A 6,546-nucleotide genomic window follows, 5' to 3' on the forward strand; every position below is an offset into this window, starting at 1 on the left:
CGGCCCATTCGTTAGGCAGGCTGAATCAGTGGCTCAATCCGCAAAACTTGAATACTAGACCAACCTTCGGTACCAACATGAGTAATAAATCCGGCACATCCAGTCAAATCATCGGTTTACCGCGAGGCGGCGGCGCAATTCATGGCCTAGGCGAAAAGTTCTCGCCCGACTTACATACCGGTACCGGTAATTTCGGTGTGCCGATTGCGTTGCCTTCCGGACGCAACGGCTTCCAACCGCATTTGACGTTAAGTTACAGTACCGGCACCGGCAACGGATCGTTCGGACTTGGCTGGGCACTCAGCGTGCCTGGTGTAACGCGTAAAACGTCAGGCGGTCTGCCACGCTACGATGACCATAGAGACACTTTCGTATTGTCCGGCGCGGAAGACTTGGTGCCGGTCAACGAAGCCAGTGGCATTTCCCGCTACCGCCCTCGTTCGGAAGGGCTGTTTGCCCGCATCGTTCATCGCCGCGATAACGCGCATGACTACTGGCAAGTATCGAGCAAGGACGGTTTGGTCAGTTATTACGGTTCACCTGAAGCCGTCACGCCGGACCCGGCGACGATTGCGGACCCAAACAACCGGAAACGGATATTTGCGTGGAAACTCAGCCAAACCGTCGATCCGTTCGGCAATCGTATCGACTATGTCTACGAGCGCGACATTCAGCCGGAAGGTGCTTTGCGCCGCTGGGATCAACTTTACCTATCGGAACTGCGCTACGCGGACTATGGTGATCCAGCCAATCCGCACTTCCTGGTCCGGGTGCGTTTTGTTTACGCAGACCGCCCGGACCCTTTTTCGGACTACCGCGCCGGCTTCGAGATACGCACGACCCGCCGCTGCGTTCGGATCGAAATTTACACGCAAGCCGATCAAGAACGGCTGACGCGCAGCTATCATTTGGATTATCTCGATCAAATCGGTGGCGAAGACCTGCCGCTCAATGGCGCCACGTTACTTGCTCGGATTCGCGTCGAAGGCCACGACGGGCAAGCCTCCGAGTTTCTACCGCCGTTGACTTTCGACTACAGCCGTTTCCAGCTGAAAGCGCAAACCTTCGTCGCCGTGAAAGGCCCATTACCGGCGGCTTCGCTGGCCCATCCCGAGTATGAATTGGCCGATCTATTCGGTAACGGTTTGCCGGACATCGTGCAACTGAACGGTACCGCCCGCTATTGGCGCAATCTTGGCGAAGGCCGTTTCGCCGAGCCGCGACCGATGGCCGATGCGCCGGTCGGTTTGAGATTGGGAGAACCTGGCGTGCAATTGATCGATGCCGACGGCGACGGCCGTATCGATTTGCTGGTCCACCGTGACAGTTTGTCCGGCTATTTTCCGCTGCGCTACGACGGCCTGTGGGATAAGAACGCCTTTCGCCGCTATACCGTAGCGCCCAGCTTTAATTTCCAAGACCCCGAAGTCAAACTGGTCGATCTGACCGGCGACGGCGTGACCGACGCCATTCGCAGTAGTAGCCGCCTCGAAGTTTTCTTCAACGATCGTGATATTGGCTGGCAGGCCAGCCGGGCTGTCGAACGCCAAGCCTTGGAACTCTTCCCCAACGTCAATTTCTCGGATTCTCGCGTCAAATGGGGCGATTTCAGCGGCGACGGTTTGCAAGACATCGCACTGATTCATGACGGCAACGTCAGCTATTGGCCCAATCTAGGATACGGCGATTGGGGCGCACGTGTCGCGATGGCGAATAGTCCGCGATTGCCCTACGGTTACGATCCGAAACGGATCTTGATCGACGATATCGACGGCGACGGACTGGCCGACATCGTCTACGTGGACGATCGCAAAGTCCTGATCTGGATTAACCAGAGCGGAAACCGCTGGAGTGATCCCATCGAAATCACCGGTACACCCGCGGTCACCGATATTGATGCAGTTCGCCTGGTGGATTTATTGGGCAGCGGCCATCGCGGCTTGCTGTGGAGCCGCGATGCCGACGGTTCGGGCCGGCCGCATATGCATTTCCTGGATTTTTGCGGCGGCATCAAACCGTATTTACTGACGCAAATGGACAATCATATGGGGGCGTTAACCAAAGTCGCTTACGCGCCGTCCACGCGCTTCTATCTGGAGGACCAAAGGCATCCGGCCAGTCGCTGGCAAACTCCGCTGCCGATGCCCGTACAAGTGGTTGCCAAGGTTGAAGTCATAGACCAAATTTCCCAGGGCAAACTCACCAGCGAATACCGTTACCACCACGGATATTGGGACGGTGCGGAGCGCGAATTCCGGGGATTTGGCCGGGTTGATCAGCTCGACAGCGAAGTCTTTGCCGAGTTTCACAATAGCGGCTTGCACGGCGGGCAAGCCTTTGAAACGGTGAGCTCAGAGCAGTTTTCGCCGCCGCTGGAAACCCGTACTTGGTTTCATCAAGGACCGGTTGGGGACGAATTCGGCGATTGGCGGGAACTGGACTACCGGCCCGAATTTTGGCCCGGAGATACCAACGCCTTGGATCGCCCGGCCGCCGTAACCGCCAAGCTCAACGCTCTACCCAGGCGGCGTAAGCGCGACGCCCTCAGGGCTTTGCGCGGCAGCATCCTGCGCACGGAATTGTATGCGCTCGACGGCAGCGAACGCGAAAATCGGCCCTACACGGTCACCGAACACCTCCAGGGCGTCCGGGAGGATGTTCCGCCGCCGAACGAAACTGGCCGACCGGGGGTTTATTTCGCCTATGCATTGGCCGAACGCACCAGTCAATGGGAACGCGGCGACGAGCCTTTGACACAGCTGGCGTTCACGGCAGAACCCGATCAATACGGTCGCTCGACCGCCGCGCTTGCTATTGCCGTGCCGCGTGGCCGCGATTACCGGTCGGCGGCTGCCGGCCCGGTGTCGCCTTATCTGGCGACCATCAACGAAACCGCCTACGCGAAACGCGACGACGACCGGCGCTACCTAATAGACCGGACCGTCAAGATCAGTCAATACCAAGTAATCAACGACGGAAAACTCTCCGCTACGGCGCTGTGGAGCGCCGTGCAATCCGGTAAAGCGGCCAGCCAATTGTTCGCTCAAACCTTGAATTTCTACGATGGCCCGGCCTTCACCGGTTTACCGCTCGGGCAATTGGGTGATTTCGGCGCGCTGACCCGAACCGAGAACCTGGCATTCACGGACGCGCAATTGAAAGACCTCTACGGTGCGGCCGACCCGATTGCCGATCCGGCACCCGGCAATCAATCCCTTGCCGCCATCGGCAAGCACACGGGAGTCACCGCATTGGCCTCTCACCAATCGTCGCGAAGAAAAGCAGTGACCCACGCCCCCCTCACGATCCCGCCCTATCTGCAACCGGCCGGCGCGACCTGGATAGACGAGTATCCCGTCGAATTCCGCACGCTACCAAACTTGGCCGGTTATATTTACCGTCCTGGCGGAGCCGGAGCGATTTCGGCGCCAGGCTACTTCGTCACGACGGCGGCGCATGCTTACGATTTTCAAGCTGCCAACGCGCTAAGCCAAGGTCGAGGGCTGCTGTTACAGCAGCGCGACCCGCTGGGCCGTACCACAACGATTACCTACGACCTCTACCAATTGTTACCCGTCCGCGTCGTGGACCCGTTGGGCCTGATTGTCGAAGCCGAATACGATTACCGTGTCCTGCAAGCAGCTCGCGTCACGGATCCCAACGGCAATCGCAGCGGAGCGCGGTTCACACCGCTAGGCCTGCCCAAAGCGACGCTGATACAAGGCAAGGCGGATGCCGCCGAGGGCGACATCGAGAGGCCCAGTATCGAAATAGCGTACGACTTGACGGCGTTCGACGAGCGCGGCGAACCGGTCTCGGTGCGTACTCGCCGCTATCAACATCACGATAGCGACAGTGACGTACCGCTACCGCAACGCGACGAAACCATCGACAGCGTCGAATACTCCGACGGCTTCGGCCGCCTGCTGCAAACCAGGGTGCAGTCGGAACAGATTCGCTTCGGCAACGCCAGTTTCGGCGGCGGAATTTTGCCCATCGACCAAGCCGACGCCGCTGGCACCAAGGCGGCGTTTACCGGCGTCCGCGACAGCGATGCCGACAATCCGAATGTATTGATCAGCGGTTGGCAGATTTACGACAACAAGGGCCGGGTAGTCGAAAAATTCGAACCGTTTTACAGTCAGGGCTGGCAATACGCCGCGCCTGGCGATACTCAGCTCGGTCAAAAAGCCGTGATGTTTTATGATCCACGCGGCCAGGTCATCCGCACCCTTAACCCCGACGGCTCCGAGCAGCGGGTGATTTACGGTGTGCCTACCGACTTGGCCGAGCCCGAGCAATTCGCGCCGACACCTTGGGAAGCCTATACCTACGATGCCAACGACAACGCCGGTCGTACCCATGCCGACTCGGCGCAAACCTTCCAAAACCATTGGAACACGCCGGCCAGTATCCTCATCGACGCGCTGGGCCGCACCGTGCGGGCCACGGCGCGGAACGGCGCCAGTCCCGCCGAGTGGTATGTCACCCGCTCGGACTACGATATTCGCGGGAATTTGCTGGGCGTTACCGACGCATTGAACCGAGTCGCTTTCCGCTACGACTACGACTTGCTGAATCGACCCTGGCGCACGGAGAGTATCGATGCCGGCCTGCGGCGCACGGTCCCGGATGCGATCGGCAATCCGCTTGAACAACGCGACGGCAAGGGCGCGTTAACCCTGCATGGTTACGACGAAGGGAATCGTCCAAACCGGCTGTGGGCCAAGGACGGCCTCAACCAAGCGTTGACGCTACGCGAAGTGGCTATTTACGGCGACCGGCCCGACTCGGGTTTGAGCACGGATGCGGCGCGCCAGCATAATCTGCTCGGCAAGTTGTTTCAACATTACGACGAAGCCGGGCTGATCAGCACGCCCGGCTACGACTTCAAGGGCAATCCGCTTAGCCAAAGCCGGCAGGTGCTCAGCGACGCCACCTTGCTGAGTGCTTACCAAAACGGCGCCGCGCGCAATTGGGCGGTCGACGCTTATCGCATCGACTGGCGCGCGCCAGCCGGCACCACGTTGGCTGCTCATGCACAGACCCTGTTGGACGCTAGTGTTTACGAAACGACTTCTAGCTTCGACGCGCTGAACCGCATCAAGCGCCTGCAATACCCCAAGGATGTTACCGGCCAACGCCAGGAGTTATTGCCGGTCTACAACCGGGCCGGCGGCTTGGCGCAAGTCAAACTCAACGGCCAGCTATTCGTGCAACAAATCGCCTATAGCGCCAAGGGTCAACGGGTGTTGGTGGTCTACGGCAACGGCGTGATGAGTCGCTACGCTTACGATCCACAGACCTTTCGGTTGTCACGGCTACGAACCGAGCGCTACAGCCAACCGGAAGCCGATCGTTATCAGCCGAATGGCGAGGCTTTGCAGGACTTTGCCTACCGTTACGATCTGGTCGGCAATATCCTGCAAATCGAAGACCGCGCCCAGGGCAGCGGCATCTTGAACAATCCGGCAGCCGCCTCGGTCGCCGACAATGCCCTCAAGCAACTGCTCGCATCCGGCGACGCACTGCTGCGCCAGTTTGCCTATGATCCGATCTACCGCCTGCTTTCCGCCACCGGCCGCGAATGCGACCAAGCGCCGGAAACGCCGCCCTGGCTGGATCAGCCGTGCTGTACCGACTTGAATCGCACTCGCGCCTACAGCCAGCAATACCGCTACGACGCGCTGGGCAATATGCTGGAACTGAAACACCAGTTGGCCGACGGCGCCCGCAACCGGGTGTATGCCAATGCCGCTGGCAACAATCGGCTGGACACGGTGACGATAGGCCAAAGCGTTTACCGTTATGCCTACGACGCCAACGGCAACATGCTGTCCGAGCATCAAACCCGCTTGTTCGATTGGGACCACCGCGACCGGCTAAAAGCCTTCCGCATCCAGGTGGTCGGTAGCGAGCCGTCTGTACATGCTCAATATCTGTATGACGCCGGCGGCATGCGGGTAAAAAAACTCACCCGCAAGCAAGGCGGCGAGTACACCGTCACTATTTACATCGGCGGCCTATTCGAATACCACCGCGCGGTGCAAGGTGCCATCGTCCAGGAAAACAACACCCTGCACGTGATGGACGATCAGTCACGCATCGCGCTGGTGAGAGTCGGCACGCCGTTTCCCGACGACACTACTCCGGCGGTGAAATACCACATTGGCGATCATCTGGGCAGTAGCCATGTGGTGATAGCCGGCGACGGGGCCTGGGTAAACAGGGAGGAATATACCCCTTACGGCGAAACCAGCTTCGGTAGCTTCGCCAGGAAACGCTACCGGTTTACCGGCAAGGAAAGGGACGAGGAAAGTGGCTTGAATTATCACGCGGCCAGGTATTACGCGGCTTGGTTGGGAAGGTGGGTGAGTGCGGATCCGATTGGTCTAAACGGCGGTACAAATCTTTACGAATATGCTGCCGGATCACCGTTACGGTTAGTTGATTTACAAGGCTCAAGCCCGGGAGCTGAGAACCTACCGGCAACTAGCTCTTCTCCCCCTGCCAGCGATTTCGTAGTTGCGCTCGGCCGATCCGACG

Annotated in this window: 1 protein-coding gene; it reads left to right on the plus strand. The window is 59.2% G+C overall.

The annotated features are described in order from the left end of the window. Nucleotides 1-77 precede the first annotated feature (77 nt). Nucleotides 78-6,546: SpvB/TcaC N-terminal domain-containing protein (locus tag AC3B8H_RS16810; protein ID WP_488442701.1), on the plus strand; the 6,469-nt coding region annotated here is incomplete at its 3' end.

The sequence above is a fragment of the Methylomonas sp. BG-2 genome (genome assembly GCF_057766305.1).